The 3,273-nt window shown below is 68.8% G+C and carries 4 protein-coding genes; all 4 read right to left on the bottom strand.

What is annotated here, in order from left to right; all coding sequences use genetic code 11:
• Positions 1-92: 92 nt before the first annotated feature.
• The 4 genes from VFX99_RS08740 to rplM all read right to left on the bottom strand — a co-directional run bounded on the left by VFX99_RS08740 (position 93) and on the right by rplM (position 2,995).
• On the bottom strand, positions 93-419 hold the full coding sequence (locus VFX99_RS08740; protein WP_329665910.1) for a GYD domain-containing protein: 327 nt from the start codon (positions 417-419) through the stop codon (positions 93-95).
• Positions 420-664: 245 nt separating this feature from the next.
• Positions 665-2,023 carry a phosphoglucosamine mutase gene (gene glmM / locus VFX99_RS08735; protein ID WP_329665909.1) on the bottom strand — a complete coding sequence of 453 codons (1,359 nt, stop codon included), beginning with the start codon at positions 2,021-2,023 and terminating at the stop codon, positions 665-667.
• 15 nt (positions 2,024-2,038) lie between these two features.
• Positions 2,039-2,518, bottom strand: coding sequence for a 30S ribosomal protein S9 (gene rpsI / locus VFX99_RS08730; RefSeq protein WP_329665908.1), 480 nt, complete (start codon positions 2,516-2,518; stop codon positions 2,039-2,041).
• Between the two features lie 30 nt (positions 2,519-2,548).
• A complete protein-coding gene (rplM, locus tag VFX99_RS08725) occupies positions 2,549-2,995 on the bottom strand; it encodes a 50S ribosomal protein L13 (RefSeq protein WP_329665907.1) in 447 nt (148 codons plus the stop codon).
• Between the last annotated feature and the right edge of the window lie 278 nt (positions 2,996-3,273).

Raw genomic sequence — 3,273 nt, 5'->3', positions numbered from 1 at the left:
GACCGCCCCGGTCGCTCAGCGAGGGAGCGCCGCGACCGCCCCGGTCGTTGAGCGAGGGAGCGCAGCGACCGAGACGAAACGCCCGCGCCGGGTCAGGCACCCGGGGGGCGATAGTGGATCTGCCCGACTTTGCCCAGGGCCTCGAGGGTGTCATCGACGCTCAGGAGCACAACCGTCTCCAGCGAGCTCAGCGCACCCCCGCTGCTGAGGGCGAGCGCGACGGCGGCCATCGAGACGTTGTTCGGAGCCTCCCACAGCGCGTACCCGTCGTGGGTTCCGAAGGCGTACCAGAAGCCGTGGAGACTGCCGCCGACCGACTCGATGTACGCCGAGGCGGCCAGCCGCCGGTCCTCGGGATTGTGCACCAGCCTCGCCCAGGTCTCCGCGGTGTAGCTGAACTTCGACAGATAAAGAGGCATGGTCCCGGTCCCTTCGTACTCGGGGAATTGCTGATGCACCCAGCGTGGACCTCGCCGTCGCGACCTTCAATGGGAAGCCGCGCCGCCATGCCGCGTGAGTCACGGCGCATAACTCCTGCAATCCGCGAGCGCGCCCCGGGCGGCAGGTCGGAAATCCGGCCCGACGGCCAGACGAGCGCGCCGAAATGCAGGAGTTATGCGCGACCGGTGGACCTCGCCAAGCCGCGAGCGCTGATGCCGGGGGACTACAGCGCGAGGCGCTCCCGCACCACGCCGGCCAGGCGGTCCGCGTAGGACTGCGCGGCATCCGCGTCGGCCGCCTCCACCATGACGCGCACCATCTCCTCGGTGCCCGATGGGCGCAGCAGCACGCGGCCGGAATCGCCGAGCTCGGCAGAGACGGCGGCCACGGCATCCGCCACGCCCTGGTCGCTCGCGGCGAGCGAGCGATCCACGCCGCGCACGTTCACGAGCACCTGCGGATAGACGGTCATGATTGCTGCGAGCTGCGCGAGGGTCTTGCCCTGCCGCGCCATCTCGGCCATCAGGTGCAGGCCGGTGAGCAGTCCGTCGCCGGTGGTGGCGTACTCGCTCATGATGACGTGGCCGGACTGCTCGCCGCCGAGCGAGTAGCCGCCTTCGTTCATGGCCTCGAGCACGTATCGGTCGCCGACTCCGGTCTGCACGACCGTGATGCCCTGGTCGGACATCGCGCGGTGCAGTCCGAGGTTGCTCATGACCGTGGCCACGAGCGTGTTCTCGACGAGGTGTCCGCGGTCCTTCATCGACACCGCGAGGATCGCCATGATCTGGTCGCCGTCGACGATGCGGCCGCGCGCGTCTACGGCGAGGCAGCGGTCGGCGTCGCCGTCGTGGGCGATGCCCAGGTCGGCTCCGTGCCGCACGACCTCGGCCGCGAGCGAGTCGAGGTGCGTCGAGCCGACGCCGTCGTTGATGTTCAGTCCGTCGGGGTCGGCGCCGATGACCGTCACCCGGGCGCCGGCGTCGCGGAACGTCTCGGGCGAGACTCCGGATGCCGCTCCATGCGCGCAGTCGAGGACGACGTGCAGCCCGTCGAGGCGGTGCGGCAACGAGGCGAGCAGGTGCACGACGTAGCGGTCCTCGGCATCCGCGAACCGGCGGATGCGGCCGACGCCGGCACCGGTGGGCTGGAGCTTGGGGCCTGTCATCGCGTGCTCGATGCGCTGCTCGACCACATCGGGGAGCTTGACACCGCCGCGCGCGAAGATCTTGATCCCGTTGTCGGGAGCGGGGTTGTGGGATGCCGAAACCATCACGCCGAAGTCGGCCTCGATGTCGGCGATCAGATAAGCGGCCGCGGGGGTGGGCAGCACGCCGGCGTCGAGCACGTCGACGCCCGACGATGCCAGCCCGGCGGAGACGGCGGCGGAGATGAACTCGCCCGATACGCGCGGGTCACGCGCGACGACGGCTGTCAGCCGCTTGCCGGCGGCCTTGCGGGCCTCGGCCGTACGCCCCTGGCCCAGGACGACGGCGGTCGCCTGGGCCAGGGTGAGTGCGAGGTCGGCGGTGAGGGGGCCGTTGGCCAGCCCCCGCACCCCGTCCGTGCCGAACAGCGGCATCGGAGGGGTTCCGACCTAGCGCTTCGAGTACTGAGGGGCCTTGCGCGCCTTCTTGAGACCGGCCTTCTTGCGCTCTTTGACGCGCGCGTCGCGCGAGAGGAAGCCGGCCTTCTTCAGGGTGGCGCGGTTGTTGTCGACGTCGATGCCGTTCAGCGAACGGGCGATGCCCAGGCGCAGGGCCCCTGCCTGACCTGAGGGGCCGCCGCCGGAGATGCGGGCGATGACGTCGTACGCGTCCGTGAGGTTGAGCACGGTGAAGGGGTCCTTCACCAGCTGCTGGTGCAGCTTGTTCGGGAAGTAGTCCTCGAACGTGCGGCCGTTGACGGTGATGACGCCGGTGCCGGGAACGATGCGCACGCGGGCGATGGCCTGCTTGCGACGGCCGACCGCGGCGCCGGGAACGCTGAGCACGGGGCGCTCTGCGGCCACGACGGTCTGGTCGACCGGGGTCTCGGTCGAGAAGTTGCTTTCGGTGGATTCTTCGATCTTCGCCACGAGTGTGTCCTTAGTCAGTCTGGGAGGCGCTTACTGGGCGACCTGGTCGAGGGTGAAGGTCTTGGGCTGCTGCGCACCGTGGGGGTGCTCGGCGCCGCGGTAGACCTTGAGCTTGGTGAGCTGCTGCGCACCCAGGCTGTTCTTGGGGAGCATGCCGCGGACGGCCTTCTCGACAGCGCGCTCGGGGTTCTTCGCGAGGAGCTCCTCGTAGGTGACCGACTTCAGGCCGCCCGGGTAGCCCGAGTGGCGGTAGGCCTTCTTCTTCTGGAGCTTCTGACCCGTCAGCGCGACCTTGTCGGCGTTGATGATGATGACGAAGTCGCCCATGTCCATGTGGTTGGCGAAGGTCGCCTTGTGCTTGCCGCGGAGGAGTGCTGCCGCGTGGCTTGCGAGCCGGCCGAGAACGACGTCGGTGGCGTCGATGACAAGCCACTCGCGCTGGGCTTCGCCAGCCTTGGGGGTGTACGTGCGCGTCACAATAGTGCTGCTTTCTTGATTCGAACGGAGATGTTCGTGAATCCCGCTCCGGGGGGTTTGACACCCGGTCGTTGCGCGAGGCCGATGGCCAGACGAAACGCACCGAATGAGCAAACGCACCAGTGGAGGGCTCACGTTCGCGGTGCGAGGCCAGCAGGGCGCAGGCACCAAGGATCGATTCTACGGCATCGGGATGCCGCGGCAAAACCACAGACCTTACCCGCCGTTAACGCAACTCGAGTCTCGATGTAACACTCCCGCGGCACGCTCGGTGCATG

The sequence above is a fragment of the Microbacterium sp. genome (genome assembly GCF_036277215.1).
Classification (GTDB): Bacteria; Actinomycetota; Actinomycetes; order Actinomycetales; family Microbacteriaceae; genus Microbacterium.
This window is presented reverse-complemented; position numbering and strand designations above follow the sequence as displayed.